We start from the raw sequence: 17,446 nt of genomic DNA, 5'->3' as shown, positions 1-17,446 counted from the left end.
CAAATGAACCGGGACTTTTTATCGTTTGAGACGGACCTCGTTCTTGTTTGACGATCTCGGGCAACTTGGACAAAACAATAAAGTGACCTTCCGGTTGAGGACGTTATGGAAAATAAGAACGAGAACATCACCTTTGAGTTGGCGTCTTTGGCAGTCGGCATTCGCTTAGAGGATGTTCCCCCGCAGGTGCTCAGCATTGCGCGCCAGGCGGTGCTGGACTGGTTGGGCGTCACCGTGGCTGGTGCCGATGATTCCATTACGCATACGCTGGCTGACTTCATGGTGTCGGAAGGCGGCCATCCTCGCTGCACGCTCATCGGTCGCACGGATCGTCTTCCCGCTTCTGCGGCAGCGCTGGTCAATGGCACGGCGTCGCATTCGCTTGACTACGATGACGTCAATTTTTCCGTGCCGGGTCATGCCACCGCGCCCGTGCTGGCGGCGGCGCTCGCGCTGGGTGAAGACCTCCAGGCCAGCGGCGCACAGTTGTTGGAGGCGTTCATCGCGGGTTATGAAATTTCCTGCCGAGTCGGTCAGTTGGTCGCGCCCAATCATTATTCGAGCGGCTTTCATGCGACGGCGACGATGGGGTGTTTCGGGGCTGCCGCTGCGGCTTCTCGCTTGCTGGGGCTCGACGCGCAGACGACTGCGCGGGCCTTGGGCATTGCGGCAACGCGGGCGGCCGGGTTGAAAGCCGCCTTCGGATCTTCATGCAAAGCGTTGCAGGTTGGCGAGGCGGCACGTGCTGGTTTGGTGGCCGCGATACTGGCCCAGCGAGGTGTGGATGTGCCTGACAACATGATCGGACACCGCCTCGGGTTTGCCCGGACGCACTCGTCCAACATGGCGGTGCACGCCGCCCTGAGGCAACCGCGTTACGTCGCCGATTTTGCCGTGGAAACCACAGATGCGGCGCCCGCGTATGGCTACCATTTGGAAACCAATCTTTTCAAATATCACAACTCTTGCTACGAAACTCATTCGGCGATTGAAAGTGCGCTTTACCTGCTTCGCACTGAAGCGTTGAAGGTTTGCGAGATCGTTGCGATCGATATTTTCGTCAATCCGCATTGCGACGACATCTGCAATATTGCCTGGCCAACCACGCCGCTGCAGGCCAGGTTCAGCCTCAAACCCACGGCCGCGATGGCCTTGCTCGGCAAAGCCCCCGCCGATCCAAGCGCATTCAATGATCAGAACGTGGCAGACCCGCAGATTCAGGCTTTGCAAGAACTGGCGCGGGTCATTCTGGACCCGGCGTTGCGAGTGCCGGAAACCACGGTGAGGATCAAGTTGCGCGATGGTCGCGCGCTGGAGCGGCGGCATGATTCGAGTCGGCCGGAAGTGGATCTTGATGCGCAGCAAGAACGGCTGACGAACAAGTTTCGCGCGTTATGTGAAGGGCATCTTTCTCGGTCCACGCTTGAGGAGCTGGAACGGACTGTCATGGGATTGGAGTCCGTGGCCGACGTTGGCGAACTGGTACGGCTGACGGCAAAGCGTGCGCGGTAGGCACGCTCACTGTCAGTGAGAAAACAACTGCCGATCACGCTGTTTTTGTGAGCCTTCGACGTAATCCTCCTCGAACCAGGCCGGTTTACCCGAAATGGCGCTGGGTTTTCGCAACATCAGAGGCGGTATCTTTCCTCCGGCGCCTTCAGCTGCTGGCGCAAAGGCTTTTTGCATGTCGCTGCGAAAGTGCAGGTGATCAAAGATGAGCAGCGCTTCAATGGCATAGACCAGCGCAATTTTTTGATCCTCGATCAGAATAAGGTGATCACCGTTATTTTTTTCGCCAGCGACGGACAAGTTTGAGGACCCGGTGAAGACTTTGGCACTCGGTAGATTGAAGTCGGTGACGACAAACTTGTTATGCACGGAGATCCCGCTGCCGCCGGCCCATTCGGTCTTGAATGGCTCGGGTGCATTCTTGGCCAGATAAGCAAAATCAACTTCAGCCGATGTGCCATCCGGCTTGATCACATCCATGCCCGAGGGTTTGTCGGTGACGCCGTAGTTGAAAATCGGGCGTTTATAGAGGCGGGTGATCGACTGGTAAGTCGGCCCCGACTTGATCTGGTTGAGGAAGGCAATGTTGAACAGCACCGAACTGGTGGCCTGGTCGATTGCGCCGCCTACCGGGCTAAGCGACAGGTCAGCGCTGTGGTGGGGTGAAAAACAGAAGTGCAGGCGCGGGCCTTCGGTTTCAATGACGTGCCACTTCTTGGCCAGGTCGCAGTCGGCAAAATTATCCGGGTCATCGAACGATGCATCGAAGACTCGACCGTACAGGTCTGCTACCGCTGGGTGCTCGAACAACAATGCATTGTTGTTTTGAACGTAGCACCCGCGAAAGCTGAAGTTGGTCGAGCCGCACAGTACTTTGTAGGGCACTCCATTGCGGCGGGCGACCAGGACTTTATGGTGTTGCAGGCCGTTGAAGTATGTACGCCGAACGTTGGCCGCACCAGCGGACGCAGCCAGGCGCGTGGCGGCCCTGGCCTCGCAAGTATCGGGTTCAGTGTGGCTGTCGGAGTCGTCGATAATGATCCGTAGACGACTGCCGAGTTGCTCCAGTTTGGCGACAATGTCTGGCTCATTCAGATCGTAGGCGAAGACATCGAGTGTAGTGTCCTCTTGCTCGAGGACTTCATTTAACACGCCAAAGATCATGGATGCGGCTTCAAAGCCCAGCCACTCATACATTTTTGTCTCGGTCTTAAGGTGATCGAGACCGTCTTTGCTATCGGATGGAATCAGGCTCTTCCCATAGTCATTGACCTTCATGCCGGCGGGGACTCGATCTCGAAAGGCCTGTGATGAAGTAAATCCTCGGGTAAAGCCGATATCCACGATGCCGGCGTAGCTGACGGGATCGAGATCAATAGCCAGTTCGATGGACGTGCCGCGAACAAGTTGGCCGTCCTCGGGCATGAGCATCATGGTGCCCCGGTAGACGTAGGATCCGTGCTCGGCTTCGTACGGAAAGTGAATCCAGCGAAACTTCTGGAAAGGCGCTTCGAGCGACGAAAACTTGCGTGCGCCACTGACCGCTTTTATCGCGGGTTCGTCGTACTGAAAGGCCAGGCGATTGGGCAACGGCTTGAAGTCCACTGCGCCGGGGAACTTGCATTCAATCGCAAACCCTACGAACGAGGCTGGAGGGGCTTCGACGTCGAAGCCAATCAGGCACGTCCGCTCTCCGCGCCAGAGTTTCATGGTGAAGCCGTCAGTTGTCCTTGCGTTCTGGAAGTCAGGCATGGGAAGTACTCGAGTGGATGGCGCGAGTTAATCCGTTGCTGGGCTCGCTTCATCGTAGTTCAAGTCTATGAATGCCTCGTGATACTCCCGTCTTTAATTGGTCTGCTGTGAATGTGGGTTTCCTGCCATGTGCTTCGGCCCCGCCAACGCCCACAGCACCAGCCCAACCAGCGGCACAAACACGATCACCACCATCCACACCAGCTTGTTGCTGGATTTGCCTTCGGCTTTACGCAGCCGGTTTATCGCCCACAACTCAACCAGTAAAAGCACTGCCGCGAGCACGATCCAGATTGTTTCGATATGCATGGGTCACCTCCTAAATAGTCATTTGGTTAGGTGGGCGGTGGCGGGCAGGGTTCAGTTTTTTTGGGTGCAAGTTCGACGAGTATTTCGTCAGGGCAGCGCAGACTGCCCGAATTTTTGCTTTCGAAGGAAATGTCCTACAGCTGGAGGTTGGAACTGAATAGGACCGGTCTGATTCCTCCATTTGGCGATCTTCCGATAGGCAATTACTCAGTTAAAACGCCGTACATTCACTCCTGCAGAACGCGATTTCATCACAAGGAGAGGACGCATGGCGTTTGACGCATTTGTCAAAATCGAAGGAATACCCGGCGAAGCCCTGGATGAAAACTACCGCGATTGGATTGAGGTCAGCGGCTACAGTTTTGGCACTCAACAAAGTACTTCAGGAACAGCCAGTTCCAATGGCGGCGCGAGCTCTGGACGTACGACGCTGAGCAATTTCACCTTCACCAAAGTTCTGGATAAGTCGAGCTGCAAGCTGATGGAGGCCAGTTGTGCCGGCGAGCATCTGAAAGAAGTCAGTCTGGTGTTGAGCCGTGCGGGTGGCGAGAAGCTTAAATACTTCGAGGTGGTGCTCGAGGAAGTCATCATTGCCGACTACATGCAAAATGCCTCCGCCGGCGTTCCTGTAGAAATCGTGCAACTGAATTATGGTCGCATCAAAACCATCTACACCCAGCAAAAGCGCAGCGATGGTGGCGGGGGTGGGAATATAGCGGGTGGCTGGGATCGCATCAGCAACAAGAAATATTCGTGAGGCTGAAATGGCAGAGCCTCTAGCGTTCATCAATTCGCAAAGTCAGACCTACGAATCCCTCAAGGCGCAATTGGGTCTGACGGGGATTTCCAAAAGCAAATTCGATGCACTCAACAGCCACATCGCCAACACCGTAGTGCTGGCAGGTGAGCTGGTGATCATCGGTGACGCGTCTACTTCATCAAGCACGAGCCAAGAGGCGTACTTGATGGCCAAGGCACGCGACATTCATATTGGCCTGTTGACCAACCATGTCGATGCGGACGACTTCTTTCTGGATAACTTCGAACTGCTGCAGGGCATGCTCGCCAACGGCGCTATTGGCGCCGGGGTCGTCAGTGATGCCTGGAGCAAGCACATGGCAACGATCAAGAAAACGCTGGAGGAAATCGAGCAGCTGCATAAGGAATATCTGCGCAGTGGATCAATCACCGCCAGGGACAAGTTTTATAGCGAACGCGCGGTGTTGTTCGGCAAGCTGGAACTGCAGCTCGCCAATGTCGCGTCCTATGGTTCAGGGCTTCGTTATCAAGGTTCGATAAAGCGAATGCTGGGGATCTCGACCAAGCGTTATATGAGTTCGGGGGAGATTGCGGGTTACGCGGAAAAGGTCAGCGGCGTGGCTAGGGCTGCGAAGCTGATCAAGAACGGGACCTACATTGGCACGGCGCTGGACGTCGCTTCCACCGCTCTTGATATTCAAAAGGCTTGTTCATTGGGCCGCGAAGATGAGTGTAGAAAGGCCAAGTATGTAGAGAGTGCTGCGTTGGTCGGAGGTTTGACAGGTGGAGCGATAGGGGGTTCTATCGGTGGCTCAGCCGCCACGGGTGGTTGCATAGTTGTCTTGGGAATCGCCAGCGGAGGCCCCGGAGCACTTGTATGCGGAGTGTTGGGCGGCGCAGTCGGAGGATGGGTCGGGGGAAACTACCTAGGGGACGCAGGCGAAAGGATGGGTGAATACTTGTACGGGAAAATGACTCAATGAATGACATACCGCTCGGGTTAACTTCACTCCTTGTAGTCGCACCCACGATACTCATAGCGATATGGTTGTTTTACATGATCCATATTTTTACCGAGAAAGCGGAATCACTGCTGCCTAATAGCAGCTTTGTAACAGGGATCAGATCCACCTATGCGCATGCGGGACTGCTTGGGAAAGCCATTCGCAATGGCGTTGTAACGCTAGCTTTAATGATGCCCCACACGTTCGCCAGGAAAGGCATTCTAGATCTCACTGAAGCTAAAAACTTCCCACAAGGTTTAAAACGCATACTGTTTTTATCGTGGGGATCGGCTTTTGTTTTTCTAATAGCTGGAATCGTACTAGGCGCCTACCTCAAACACATGAAATCGAACGGCATTTAAAATTTTTTTATATAAATATCATTGTCCGGCCTACGGTGAATGCGGCTGTGGTCGGTGTGTTTCTGTCCCGCTAGACAGTCATTCAGTTAGGTGAGTCGTGGCGGCTGTGGTCATTAGTTTTTTTGTGGTTGTCGCTCAAGACTGCACTGGGGTGCAAAGTTCCACTAATGTGCCATCCGGGCAGCGAACGTAGGAGACGGTTTGCCCCCAGGATTTGACGAGCGGGGCGGCTATTTCAGTGGCGCCAGCGTTCATTGCTTTGGCGTGGGCGGAGGGGACGTCGTCGGTCACGAGGCCCACTTCCATGCCCAGTGGTTTAACGCAGGTGTGGGCCGAAATGTGGCCAGCGCTGAAGTTCATCGCCGCGAGTTCGTCGGCGGCGAACGCCAGGGCGGTTTCGCCGGTTTCGAGTTCGCCGTAAGTGTTGGATTCGTGGAGGAAGCGAGTGGTGAGGCCGAAGGCTGTTTCGAAGAATTGCAGTGAGGCTGGGACGTCGGGGACGTAGATGATCTGGTAGCCGAATTTCATAGGCGAACATTCCTTGTTTGGGCATTGGGATGAGGAATGTAGCAGATTGCAGGTGTACTTGATCGCGCGGATCTTTGTCCGCGAACCGGTGGCAATCACTTGTTTCGTAACAACAATCGGCAGTCATTTTGACTTTGAAGGAAAAGTCCTACAGCTCGATGTTGGAACTGAATAGGACCGGTCTGATTCCTCCATTTGGCGATCTTCCGATAGGCAATTGCTCAGTTAAAACGCCGTACATTCACTCCTGTAGAACGCGATTTCATCACAAGGAGAGGACGCATGGCGTTTGACGCATTTGTCAAAATCGAAGGAATACCCGGCGAAGCCCTGGATGAAAACTACCGCGATTGGATCGAGGTCAGCGGCTACAGTTTTGGCACTCAACAAAGTACTTCAGGAACAGCCAGTTCCAATGGCGGCGCGAGCTCTGGACGTACGACGCTGAGCAATTTCACCTTCACCAAAGTTCTGGATAAGTCGAGCTGCAAGCTGATGGAGGCCAGTTGTGCCGGCGAGCATCTGAAAGAAGTCAGTCTGGTGTTGAGCCGTGCGGGTGGCGAGAAGCTTAAATACTTCGAGGTGGTGCTCGAGGAAGTCATCATTGCCGACTACATGCAAAATGCCTCCGCCGGCGTTCCTGTAGAAATCGTGCAACTGAATTTTGGTCGCATCAAAACCATCTACACCCAGCAAAAGCGCAGCGATGGTGGCGGGGGTGGGAATATTGCGGGTGGCTGGGATCGCATCAGCAACAAGAAATATTCGTGAGGCTGAAATGGCAGAGCCTCTAGCGTTCATCAATTCGCAAAGTCAGACCTACGAATCCCTCAAGGCGCAATTGGGTCTGACAGGTGTTTCCAAAAACAAATTCGATGCACTCAACAGCCACATTGCCAACACCGTGGTGCTGGCAGGTGAGCTGGTAATCATCGGTGATGCGTCTACTTCATCCAGTACCAGCCAAGAAGCGTACTTGATGGCCAAGGCACGCGACATTCATATCGGCTTGTTGACCAACCATGTTGATGCTGACGACTTCTTTCTGGATAACTTCGAACTGCTGCAGGGCATGCTCGCCAACGGCGCTATTGGCGCCGGGGTCGTCAGTGATGCCTGGAGCAAGCACATGGCAACGATCAAGAAAACGCTGGAGGAAATCGAGCAGCTGCATAAGGAATATCTGCGCAGTGGATCAATCGCCGCCAGGGACAAGTTTTATAGCGAACGTGCGGTGTTGTTCGGCAGGCTGGAACTGCAGCTCGCCAATGTCGCGTCCTATGGTTCAGGGTTGCGTTATCAAGGTTCGATAAAGCGAATGCTGGGGATTTCGACCAAGCGTTATATGAGTTCGGGGGAGATTGCGGGTTACGCGGAAAAGGTCAGCGGCGTGGCTCGGGCTGCGAAGCTGATCAAGAGCGGAACGTATATTGGTACGGCGCTGGAGGTGGCTTCATCGGGGCTTGAGATCAGAAATGCGTGTGCGCTGGGGCGGGAGGATCAGTGTACTAGGGCCAAATATGTGGAGGGATCGTCCTTGGTTGGCAGCTTGGCGGGCGGAGCTGCAGGGGGCCATCTAGGAGGGCTTGCGGCAATGCAGGGTTGCGCAGTTGTGTTGGGCGTCGCTACTGGCGGCACTGGAGCGCTTTTGTGTGGTGTGGTTGGTGGGGCAATAGGAGGGGTGATAGGTGGAAAACTCGGGGACGGCATTGGTGAAACTCTCGGCGAACTCATGTACGGGGACCGGATGCAATGAGCCAAGTGTCGCTCGGTCTAATTTCGTTTTTCATTCTCGTACCCCTGATTCTCATAGAGTTTTGGTTGATTTATATGGTGCATGTCTACACGGAAAAAGCGGAAGCGCTTATGCCAAACAGTCGTTTCGTGGAAGATTATAAAGGGATGTTTTCCCACGCGGGCCTTATGGGAAAAGCCATGCGCAATGGCTTACTCACTTTGGTTCTGCTAACACCAAACCTGACGGCCAAGAGAGGTCTTGTGGATATCTCGGAAGTCAAAAATTTCCCAAGAAAATTGAAGCGAATATTAGTTGTGTCATGGGGCTTATGTTTTTTGTTTTTTGTCGCCTTAGTGATTTTTGGCAGTTACCTTAAATATATGAAATACGTGGCGGGTGTTCATATGGTTTCCTCGTCATACGTGGCATGACATAAGCGAGTTCTGCTCGCGAGCGGTGTGACATCCAGCATTGATGCTGAATGTCAGGGCCTCTTCGCGGGCAAGCCCGCTCCTACAGGGGATTGGGGATTAGTTAGATGGAGTTAGCCAGTTTCCCGCTCGACAAGCGACGCTTGTACGCCGTGTCGCGGTTGGCCAGCCAGAAGTACAACGGCGAGGTGACCAGCAGACCGACTAGCCAGGACAAATCCGCCCCATTGATGTGCTCCGAGATCGGCCCGACATACAGCGGCGTGTTCATGAACGGAATCTGCACCACGATCCCGATCGCATAGGCCAGCAACGCCTGCGGGTTGTACCGGCCATAGATCCCGCCATCGACCTTGAAGATCGAGTTGATGTCGTACTTGCCTTTGTGAATCGCATAGAAGTCGATCAGGTTGATCGCGGTCCACGGCACCAGCACCACGAGCAGCACCAGCACCATGTCGACGAAGTGGCCGATGAAGTTGGCGGACGCGCCGACGGCGGCGAAGCAGCAGGCGGCGAGGATGACGATCGAGAGGATGGCGCGGCTTTTGGCCGTGGGAATCCAGCGGTAGGCGAAGGTTTGGATCAGGGTGATCAGCGACAGCACGGCGCCGTAGAGGTTGAGGGCGTTGTGGCTGATGACGCTGAGCAAAAACAGCACGAGCATCAACGGGCCGATGGAGCCGGTGGCGAGTTTGACCGCGTCCATGGTGTCCATGCCGACGGGCGTGGCGAGGACGGCGACGGCGCCGAAGATGAACGAGAGGCTTGAGCCGAGCACGGTGCCCAGATACGTCGTCCAGAACGTCGAGGCCACGGGTACGTCAGCCGGCAGGTAGCGCGAGTAGTCGGAGACGTACGGCGCGAAAGCGATTTGCCAGAGTGCGGCGAGCGACACGGTGGCGAGCCAGCCGGAGATGTTGAAGCTGCCACGGGTGAGGAAGTCAGCAGTTTGCACGTGGGTGAAGATGTAGCCGAAACCGAGCACGATGCCGGCGCCGAGCACCCAGGTGCCGATGCGGTTGAGCACGTGGATGAAGCGGTAGCCGATGATGCCGATGATGCCGGAACCGAGGGCGCCGATCACGATGCCCACGGGCACCGGCACGCTGTCGACCACGCCGTGCAAAGACTTGCCGGCGAGGACGATGTTGGAGGCGAAGAAGCCGATGTACATGATGCCGGCGATCAGCACCACCAGCAGGGCGCCGAGGGAGCCGAACTGGGCGCGGCTCTGGATCATTTGCGGGATGCCCATCTGCGGGCCTTGCGCCGAGTGCAGCGCCATCAGCACGCCGCCGACCAGGTGGCCGACGAGGATGGCGACGATGCCCCACACCAGGTTCAGGTGGAACATCTGCACGCCGAGGGCGCCGGTGACGATCGGCAGCGGCGCGATGTTGCCGCCGAACCAGAGGGTGAACAGGTCTCTTACCTTTCCATGGCGATCTTGCGGGGGCACGTATCCTATCGTGTGTTTTTCGATGAGCGGGGCGGAGGTTGTTGCAGAGGTGACCATGACGAACTCCAAGGCAAAAGTGAGTACGTGGACGTACTTCGGTGAGCGCCGCGTGAACGACGCTTTTCTTGTTGGAGTTGATGATGTGCGGTGGGGTGGGATAGATAAATTAGTAAGTTTGTTGGTATAGACGTTAAAAAATGTATGTCTGTGGGTAGCCGAAAAACCCTGTGGGAGCGAGCTTGCTCGCGATGACGGTCTGTCAGCCAAATCAATATTGACTGCCAGGCCGCCATCGCGGGCAAGCCCGCTCCCACAGGGTGTTTGGGTGATTCAGCTGATTGATTGCAACATCCGTTGCAGCATTTCATCGCAGCCGTTCAATTGCGCCGAGCTGACGAACTCGTCGGGTTTATGGCCTTGGTCCATGCTGCCGGGGCCGCAGACGACGGTGGGAATTCCGGCGGCGTCGAAGAGACCTCCCTCCGTTCCGAACGCCACGGTGCCGAACTCCCGTGAACCGGAAAATGCAGCGATCAACTCAGCCGCTTCACTGCGCGCATCGGTCGCCAAGCCGGGATACGCCGACAACTCGCTGAAACGAATCTCGCTCTGTTCACTTACCGCACGCATGCGCGGCAAAACCTGTTGCTCGGCAAAAGCCTTCAACTCCTGCGCAACCTCACTCGGATCATGCGAGGGCAGGGCGCGGATTTCAAAGTCGAAGCGGCAATCGGCGGGGACGATGTTCAACGCCTTGCCGCCAGCAATCACACCGGTTTGCACTGTGCTGAACGGCGGATCAAATCGCGCGTCATGATGTTCCGGCGCTTTGAGCCGGTTGCCAATCCGCCCCAGTTCGCCGATCAGTTCGGCGGCGTATTCAATCGCATTGACCCCCAGTGGCGCGTAAGCCGAGTGGCACGCTTCACCGTGAATGTCGCAGCGCATCGCCAGTTTGCCCTTGTGACCGAGCACCGGTTTGAGCTCGGTCGGTTCGCCAATGATGCACAGCATCGGTTTGACCGGTCGCTTCTCCAGTTCCGACAGCAACGAGCGCACACCAAGGCAACCGACTTCCTCATCGTACGAAAGCGCGATGTGCACCGGCAGACGAAGCGAGGCCTTTACCAAGGAAGGAACGAGGGCAAGCACGCAAGCAATGTAGCCTTTCATGTCCGCCGTGCCGCGACCGTACAGCTTGCCGCCGCGCTCAGTGAGCTCGAACGGTGCAACCGTCCATGGCTGACCATCGACGGGCACCACGTCGGTGTGCCCCGACAGCACGATGCCCGGTCGATCCGCCGGGCCAATAGTCGCGAACAGATTGGCCTTGCTGCGCGGCTCGTTGTAGACCAGTTCGCAAGGCACATCGAAGCGTTCGAGGTAGTCGCGGACAAACTCGATCAGGTGCAGGTTTGATTCGCGGCTCGTGGTGTCGAAGGCCACCAATTGCTTTAGCAAATCGCGGCTGGCGCTCATCGGTCGTCTCCAGCGACGCCGTAGCCAGGGGACTTGTCGGGGGCCAGGGCGCGGTCGATGTAGTCCTGGACCTGCGGGCGATAGGCGTCCCACAGTTTCTCCAACTGGCCGATGGGGTCTTCGTCAGCCCAATCGACCCGCAGGTTGATGATCGGCCAGGTCAGTTCGCCGACCACCACCACTGCAGCCGAATGCACCGGCCCGGCTTCACCGCCCGCTGCGATAGCGGCTCTCATCGCCGCGAGCAGGCGATCGGTCAGTTGGCCTTCGCCTTGCTCAAACGCGCTGACCATGGCCTCGATCACCGCACGGTCCGCCAACATGTTGCCGGCCGCCACGCATTGCTCGCCGGACACGGCGTTGTGGTTGCCCAGGGTTTGCGAACCGCTGAAATGCGCGGTGCGGCCGAGGTGGTCAATCGCCGTGATCTGTCGGTACTGGCTGTAGCCGTTGCGGGTCAGGACTTTGTCCAGCGCCTCGGCGGGTGCGAGGCCTTGCTCCATGAGGGCGAGGGCTTCCGGGCCGAGGGAGGGCAGGGTGATGTTTTGCGTGGAGACGGCGCCGACACCCGGCAGCAACCACGGGCAGCGGGCGCCGACGGCGATGCTGGAGGAACTGATCGCGATGCCGAACTGACCGGTTTCGGGGCAACGGGCGGCGATGGAGAAGGTCATGGTTTTGCTCCTTGTTTAGCCTTGGCGAAGTGGTTGTCTGGGCGGGCCCCTTCGCGGGCAAGCCCGCTCCCACAAGGTCCTTCAGTGGCCACAAATGTGTGCACGACGACGAACCTGTGGGAGCCGGGCTTGCCCGCGATGGCCGCGACTCGGTCTACTCAGGAATCACCGCAATCACATCAATCTCCATCAACCACTGAGGCTGCCCCAACGCCGACACCACCAACCCGGTGGAAATCGGAAACACGCCTTTAAGCCATTTCCCGACTTCCTGATAAACCGGCTCGCGATACCGCGGATCGATCAGGTAAGTCGTGGTTTTCACGATATGGCTCAGGTCGCTGCCAGCCTCTTCCAGCAACTGCTTGACGTTGCGCATGGCCTGCTCGGCTTGCGCACGCGGGTCGCCAAGACCCACCAGTTTGCCTTCGAAATCGGTGCCCACCTGGCCACGAACATAAACGGTGTTGCCGGCCCGGACGGCTTGGCACAGGTCATTGTCCAGGCTCTGGTTCGGGTAGGTTTCCTTGGTGTTGAACATGCGAATACGGGTATGGGTTGGCGTGGACATGTGACGCTCCTGAAAAAGAAAAGTGGCTTAAGCGCTGACAGTGGTTTTATGGGTGAGCGGGGCGGTTTCAGCCTCGCGTTGCGCCGCATCGTGGTAATCGAGATACGAGCGCTGGATGGCGATGTGGTCGGCCACGTACTTGGCGTCGTGCCAAACACCCCAGATGAACGAAGAACCGCGACGCGACTGCCACGGCAGGCCGAGGAAATACACGCCTGGCTCGCTCGACACACCGCGCTGGTGCTGTGGCTTGCCGTTGTTGTCGAAGGCATCGACCTTGAGCCAGCTGTAATCCGTGGCAAAACCGGTGGCCCAGATGATCGAGGTCACGCCAGCCTTGGCCAGATCAAGCTCAAGAATCGGCCGGGTCACGCACTCAGGATCCGGGAAGGTAATGCGCGCTTCCGGCTCTTCCGGCAGGTCCAGGCCATTGCGCTCGATGTAGGCATCGGCGGCGTTAAGCAGCGCCAGATAATTCTCATCGCCGCGCGCCAGGTTGTCGGCCAGGTTCGGCTGGAACGTCGCCACGCTGCCATTGAATGCCTGGGTCAGGCCGACCAGCGTCATGCCGCGATGGGCCAGCCCACGGAAGTCCACCGTGCGACCGCCATGCGCACCGCTCACGGCGATGGTCACGTGTTCGCGCCCCGGCTTCATCGCCGCCTGATCCCATTCGCCGAGCACGCCCAGCCACCAGCAGAAATCACGGTTGCGATAGGCGCGAGGAGGGCGATCGTGCGCGCCCACCGAGAGATAAACCTTCTTGCCGGCACGCTGCAATTCATCAGCGATTTGCACGCCGGACGAGCCAGCACCGACGACCAGCACAGCGCCCTCAGGCAGTTGCGCTGGATTGCGGTAATCAGCCGAATGGATCTGCATGAACGGCTGATCTTTCGGTGCAATCGGCGGGATAACCGGACGCTGGAACGGCCCGGTAGCCGCGACCACGCGGTTGGCCTCGATCACGCCTTCGGAAGTTTCAATGGTGAAACCCGGGCGACCAACATTGCGTTCAACCTTCAGCACGTCGACGCCGGTGCGGATCGGGGCATTGAATTTCTTCGCGTAGGCTTCGAAGTAGTCTGCCACACGTTCTTTCGGTGCAAACTCGTCGGGGCTGAGGTCGTCAAAATCAAGGCCTGGAAAACGGTCGTGCCACGCCGGTCCATTGGCCACCAGCGAATCCCAACGCCCGGTGCGCCAGCGCTCGGCGATACGGTTGCGCTCCAGCACCAGGTGCGGCACGCCGAGTTTGCTCAAGTGTTCACTCATGGCCACGCCAGCCTGACCGGCGCCAACAATCAGCGTATCTGTTTTTATTTTTTCAGTGGTCATCTCTATACCCTTCGAGTTGGAGTTAGGTCGCTAACGGCCTGCCATTTCTTGGGCTCAAGACTAGGGATCACCCTGGTATCGGTAAAATATTATTAAGCTGGCATTTGAGTATAAATAACTGAGGCAGAGCGTTTTATTCCGTGGCAGTCTCGATTCGTTCGAACGATGCTGTTAAAGATGAAACGACCAGTTGTAGCAGCTGTCGAGCCTGCGAGGCTGCGTTCGGCTGCGCAGCAGTCGTCAAATCCGACGACGCGATTCATCAGGAGAACCACGTTTGCGGGGTTTACGACTGCTGCGCAGCCGAACGCAGCCTCGCAGGCTCGACAGCTGCTACAGAGGTCTTGTTATGGCTAAACCACTTTCTAGCGGCCCACTCCGATGACCGATCTAAACGAAAAAATTGGCCTGAGCGAGGCGCCACCGGTCGATGCTTCCCCGCGTCGCCGAACCTTACTGGCCGCCTGCAGCGCGCACGCGGTGCATGACGGTTTGACCGACGTGATCTACGTGTTGTTGCCGATCTGGCAGCTGCAGTTTGGCCTGAGCTTCGCGCAGATCGGGCTGTTGCGCGGTGCCTATTCGGGGACGATGGCCGGCTTCCAGTTGTTGGTGAGTCGCGCGGCCAAACGCTGGGGGCGCGAGCGTATGCTGGTGGGCGGAACCGCGCTGGCCGGTTTGGCCTACCTGTTTGTCGGGCTGGCAGACGGGCTGCAGTTGCTGTTGTTGGCTTTGATGCTGGGCGGATTGGGCGCCAGCACCCAACACCCGTTGGCGTCATCAATGGTCAGCGACACCTTTGAGGCGGGCGGCGGGGTCAAGGAGGCGTTGTCGCAATACAACTTTGCCGGCGACATCGGCAAGATGCTGATACCGGCACTGGTCGGCGTGCTGCTGACCGTGGTCAGCTGGCGCACCAGCGTGACGCTGATGGGTTTGTTGGGGCTGGTCGCCGCAGGGCTCTTGGGCTGGTTGATTGCAGCGCGCAACGTGCCAGCGTCCAGGTTGCACAAGGCCGCCAAAGTATCGACCGGAAGCGGCTCCGTCAGCGGGCTGCGTGCACTGCTGGTGACCGGTGTGCTGGACAGCGCGGTACGCATGGGATTCCTGACCTTCTTGCCATTCCTGTTGACCAACAAAGGCGCCGGGACCGCAGGCATTGGCCTGGCGTTGGCGCTGTTGTTCGTGGGCGGGGCGTTCGGCAAGTTGCTGTGCGGCTATCTGGGCGCGCGCATCGGTATGATGAAGACGGTATGGCTGACGGAATCGGCGACCGCGCTGTTGATCATTCTGGCCGTGTACTTGCCGCTGACCGGCACGCTGGTGATGTTGCCGCTGTTGGGGCTGGCGTTGAACGGGACATCATCGGTGCTCTATGGCGCAGTGCCAGAATTATCCAATGCCGAGAAACGTGAGCACGCTTTTGCGCTGTTCTACACGGGCACGATTGGTGGCGGGGCGTTGGCGCCGGTGTTGTTTGGTCGCCTGGGGGACGTCACCGGGATTCCGGTGGCGGTGATGACGCTGGCGGCGATTCTGTTGCTGACATTGCCGTTGTCCTGGTGTGTGCAGCGCGGCCTGGACCGCGCTGCCCAAAGAGCACCCGGCCGTTAATGCATCTTGCTGTGATCAGCCATGCCCAGTGCCCGAGCTTCGGCTTGCACCTGGATCGTTTCTTTTTCGCCCTTGGCGTTTTCCACGATCAGGGTCAGCGGGACTTTATCGCCTTCCTTAACCTGAGCCGTCAGGTCAATCAGCATCACGTGGTAGCCATGCGGGTCAAAGCTCACCGGTTTGCCGGCCGGCAGCGCCACGGACTCGACCTGGCGCATGCTCATCACGTCGTCTTTCATGCTGGATTGGTGAATTTGCACGGTGTTGGCGACAGGCGACTGTACGCTGAGCAGCTTGCTGTCGCTGTCGGCTTGCAGGGTCATGAAGGCACCGGTCGACTGCTGGCCGGCTACCGTCGCGCGGACCCAAGCGTCATTGACCTGGGTTTGCGCGGATACCTGCCAAGCCATGCCGATCAGGGAAAGCCCCAGTACCAGCTGTTTAACACGGCGTGAGAAAGCGGTGGTTACGCGTAGCGAATTCATTAGCAGACTTCCATGACGGTGAGCAGGTCTTCTGCACACTCTTGGGCGGTAAGCGACGCGGACAGCCCCAGGCGCAGGTTGCCCCGGGTGTCGAAGACGTAGCTGGTGGCGGTATGGGACAGGGTGTAGCTGGAACCGCTCGGGATCTTTTCATAGAACACGCCGAACTCCTTGGCGGTGGCGGCGGTTTGTTCCAGCGAACCGTGCAGCGCCTCGAAGCTTGGGTCGAATGACTTGACGTAGGCGTCGAGCATTTGCGGTGTGTCGCGCTCGGGGTCGAGGGTGATGAAGATCACTTGCAGTTTCTTGCCGTCGCGGCCCATCAGTTTCTTGGCTTGCACCGCACGCGCCAGCGTCGTCGGGCAGACCGCCGGGCATTGGGTGAAACCGAAGAAAATCATCGGCATCATGCCGCGATAGCTGGTCAGCATCTTCGTTTCGCCCTGGGCATCCTTGAGCTTGAAGGTACGCCCCATGATCTTGTCGCTGAGGTCCTTGCCGTATTTGTATGACAGTTTGCTGCTGTCATCGCAACCGGCGAGCAAACCCAGGCTCAACAGGCTCATGCCGCGCAGGACTGTGCGACGGGTATACAACGTACTCATGGGAAAAATCCTGTGTAGCGACGTGAGATCTACAGCGGCTGATTAATCAGACGAAAAAAGCGCGTGGATATTAACAAACTGTTGCCGTGCTCCGCACATTGTCAGACGAAGGTCTGGTCCGGTACAGCGTCAGAAAACGCAGAAAAATACGGATCAGACCAGCGGGCGGGCCATAACGCCAACCTTGTCCCAGCCTGCGCCCGGCTCTGTAGCAGCTGTCGAGCTTGCGAGGCTGCGTTCGGCTGCGAAGCAGTCGTAAAATCAGGCAGCGCGGTGTGTCAGGTGTACCGGGCAATCAGGGTTTACGACTGCTGCGCAGCCGAACGCAGCCTCGCAAGCTCGACAGCTGCTACAGAGCCGAACGCAGCCTCGCAAGCTCGACAGCTGCTACAGAGCCGAACGCAGCCTCGCAGGCTCGACTGCTGCTACAGGGTTTGTGTTGCGGTGGCTGACACATTGCAGATACAAAAGTGCGCTTTCATGGGCCTGTCCCCACCCACAAAGAGAGCGTTGCCATGTATCGCAAACTGCAACAGGCCGCCAAATTCCTCAGTCAGGGCGCGCGTTTGATGGTCGGTGTCCCCGATTACGATAACTATGTCGCCCAAATGGCACTCAAACACCCGGACCAACCGGTGATGAGCCAATCGGCGTTTATTCGTGAACGTCAGGAAGCCCGCTACGGCGGCAAGCAATGCACCACACGTTGCTGCTGAACGTCTGGCCCCGCGCACCAGTCAGCACAATATTCTCCCCATTTCCTGACGGCTGCTAAGCTTCGATTTGGCTGCGTCCGGGCCCGTTAATGGCCGGTCGTTGATAGCGT

19 protein-coding genes are annotated in these 17,446 nt (G+C 57.6%); 9 read left to right on the top strand and 10 right to left on the bottom strand.

Features of this window, described 5'->3' with window-relative positions; all coding sequences use genetic code 11:
• The first annotated feature begins 105 nt into the window (after positions 1–105).
• Positions 106–1,512: an MmgE/PrpD family protein gene (locus AEQ67_RS20055; RefSeq protein ID WP_059405567.1), complete on the top strand. Its 1,407-nt coding sequence runs from the start codon at positions 106–108 to the stop codon at positions 1,510–1,512.
• A 12-nt stretch (positions 1,513–1,524) separates the two neighbouring features.
• Here the strand turns inward: AEQ67_RS20055 and AEQ67_RS20050 are convergent, their stop codons facing one another.
• Both AEQ67_RS20050 and AEQ67_RS20045 read right to left on the bottom strand, forming a co-directional pair.
• Entirely contained in the window at positions 1,525–3,261 is a 1,737-nt protein-coding gene (locus tag AEQ67_RS20050) for a phospholipase D-like domain-containing protein (protein ID WP_063854467.1), read from the bottom strand.
• Positions 3,262–3,354: 93 nt separating this feature from the next.
• Positions 3,355–3,570, bottom strand: a complete 216-nt coding sequence (locus AEQ67_RS20045) for a PLD nuclease N-terminal domain-containing protein (RefSeq protein ID WP_059405565.1) — start codon at positions 3,568–3,570, stop codon at positions 3,355–3,357.
• A gap of 268 nt (positions 3,571–3,838) precedes the next feature.
• Here AEQ67_RS20045 and AEQ67_RS20040 point away from each other — a divergent pair, with 268 nt between their 5' ends.
• The 3 genes from AEQ67_RS20040 (at position 3,839) to AEQ67_RS20030 (ending at position 5,695) form a co-directional block, all read left to right on the top strand.
• Entirely contained in the window at positions 3,839–4,327 is a 489-nt protein-coding gene (locus AEQ67_RS20040; RefSeq protein ID WP_059405564.1) for an Hcp family type VI secretion system effector, read from the top strand.
• 7 nt (positions 4,328–4,334) lie between these two features.
• Positions 4,335–5,312: a hypothetical protein gene (locus AEQ67_RS20035; protein WP_059405563.1), complete on the top strand. Its 978-nt coding sequence runs from the start codon at positions 4,335–4,337 to the stop codon at positions 5,310–5,312.
• A gap of 74 nt (positions 5,313–5,386) precedes the next feature.
• The gene (locus AEQ67_RS20030) at positions 5,387–5,695 is read left to right on the top strand and encodes a hypothetical protein (RefSeq protein WP_152974883.1); all 309 of its coding nucleotides are present in this window, start codon (positions 5,387–5,389) and stop codon (positions 5,693–5,695) included.
• Positions 5,696–5,830: 135 nt separating this feature from the next.
• Here the strand turns inward: AEQ67_RS20030 and AEQ67_RS20025 are convergent, their stop codons facing one another.
• The gene (locus tag AEQ67_RS20025; protein WP_059405561.1) at positions 5,831–6,223 is read right to left on the bottom strand and encodes a VOC family protein; all 393 of its coding nucleotides are present in this window, start codon (positions 6,221–6,223) and stop codon (positions 5,831–5,833) included.
• Positions 6,224–6,505: 282 nt separating this feature from the next.
• Here AEQ67_RS20025 and AEQ67_RS20020 point away from each other — a divergent pair, with 282 nt between their 5' ends.
• Genes AEQ67_RS20020 through AEQ67_RS20010 form a run of 3 tightly spaced genes read left to right on the top strand, consistent with a single transcriptional unit; the run spans position 6,506 to position 8,392 of the window.
• Positions 6,506–6,994, top strand: coding sequence for an Hcp family type VI secretion system effector (locus AEQ67_RS20020; RefSeq protein WP_059405560.1), 489 nt, complete (start codon positions 6,506–6,508; stop codon positions 6,992–6,994).
• 7 nt (positions 6,995–7,001) lie between these two features.
• Positions 7,002–7,979, top strand: coding sequence for a hypothetical protein (locus tag AEQ67_RS20015; RefSeq protein ID WP_059405559.1), 978 nt, complete (start codon positions 7,002–7,004; stop codon positions 7,977–7,979).
• Positions 7,976–8,392 carry a hypothetical protein gene (locus tag AEQ67_RS20010; protein ID WP_059405558.1) on the top strand — a complete coding sequence of 139 codons (417 nt, stop codon included), beginning with the start codon at positions 7,976–7,978 and terminating at the stop codon, positions 8,390–8,392. The genes AEQ67_RS20015 and AEQ67_RS20010 overlap by 4 nt, the downstream gene beginning before the upstream one ends.
• Before the next feature lie 103 nt (positions 8,393–8,495).
• Here AEQ67_RS20010 and AEQ67_RS20005 read toward each other — a convergent pair whose 3' ends face one another.
• The 5 genes from AEQ67_RS20005 to AEQ67_RS19985 form a co-directional block, all read right to left on the bottom strand.
• Entirely contained in the window at positions 8,496–9,911 is a 1,416-nt protein-coding gene (locus AEQ67_RS20005; protein ID WP_059405557.1) for a purine-cytosine permease family protein, read from the bottom strand.
• 273 nt (positions 9,912–10,184) lie between these two features.
• Complete coding sequence (gene argE / locus AEQ67_RS20000) at positions 10,185–11,333, bottom strand: acetylornithine deacetylase (RefSeq protein WP_059405556.1); 1,149 nt, start codon at positions 11,331–11,333, stop codon at positions 10,185–10,187.
• Entirely contained in the window at positions 11,330–12,007 is a 678-nt protein-coding gene (locus AEQ67_RS19995; RefSeq protein WP_059405555.1) for a DUF1028 domain-containing protein, read from the bottom strand. Before AEQ67_RS19995 ends, argE begins: the two co-directional genes overlap by 4 nt.
• 154 nt (positions 12,008–12,161) lie before the next feature.
• Positions 12,162–12,578 (bottom strand): RidA family protein, encoded by a 417-nt coding sequence (locus AEQ67_RS19990; RefSeq protein ID WP_059405554.1) that lies wholly within the window; start codon positions 12,576–12,578, stop codon positions 12,162–12,164.
• Between the two features lie 27 nt (positions 12,579–12,605).
• Positions 12,606–13,916 (bottom strand): flavin-containing monooxygenase, encoded by a 1,311-nt coding sequence (locus AEQ67_RS19985; RefSeq protein ID WP_059405553.1) that lies wholly within the window; start codon positions 13,914–13,916, stop codon positions 12,606–12,608.
• Between the two features lie 381 nt (positions 13,917–14,297).
• On the opposite strand from AEQ67_RS19985, the gene AEQ67_RS19980 reads away from it, so the two are divergent.
• Positions 14,298–15,530: an MFS transporter gene (locus AEQ67_RS19980; protein WP_059405552.1), complete on the top strand. Its 1,233-nt coding sequence runs from the start codon at positions 14,298–14,300 to the stop codon at positions 15,528–15,530.
• On the opposite strand, the gene AEQ67_RS19975 is transcribed toward AEQ67_RS19980, so the two are convergent.
• Complete coding sequence (locus AEQ67_RS19975) at positions 15,527–16,015, bottom strand: copper chaperone PCu(A)C (RefSeq protein ID WP_059405551.1); 489 nt, start codon at positions 16,013–16,015, stop codon at positions 15,527–15,529. The two genes, AEQ67_RS19980 and AEQ67_RS19975, sit on opposite strands and share 4 nt — an antisense overlap.
• Positions 16,015–16,620 carry an SCO family protein gene (locus AEQ67_RS19970; RefSeq protein WP_059405550.1) on the bottom strand — a complete coding sequence of 202 codons (606 nt, stop codon included), beginning with the start codon at positions 16,618–16,620 and terminating at the stop codon, positions 16,015–16,017. The genes AEQ67_RS19975 and AEQ67_RS19970 overlap by 1 nt, the downstream gene beginning before the upstream one ends.
• 515 nt (positions 16,621–17,135) lie before the next feature.
• Here AEQ67_RS19970 and AEQ67_RS19965 point away from each other — a divergent pair.
• Entirely contained in the window at positions 17,136–17,336 is a 201-nt protein-coding gene (locus AEQ67_RS19965; protein ID WP_059405549.1) for a YbdD/YjiX family protein, read from the top strand.
• Positions 17,337–17,446 lie beyond the last annotated feature (110 nt).

Origin of the sequence: Pseudomonas sp. RIT-PI-q (assembly GCF_001297125.1) — a bacterium.
Taxonomy (GTDB): Bacteria; Pseudomonadota; Gammaproteobacteria; order Pseudomonadales; family Pseudomonadaceae; genus Aquipseudomonas.
Note: the sequence above shows the minus strand (reverse complement) of the source record. Positions and strands in the feature narration are given on the sequence as shown.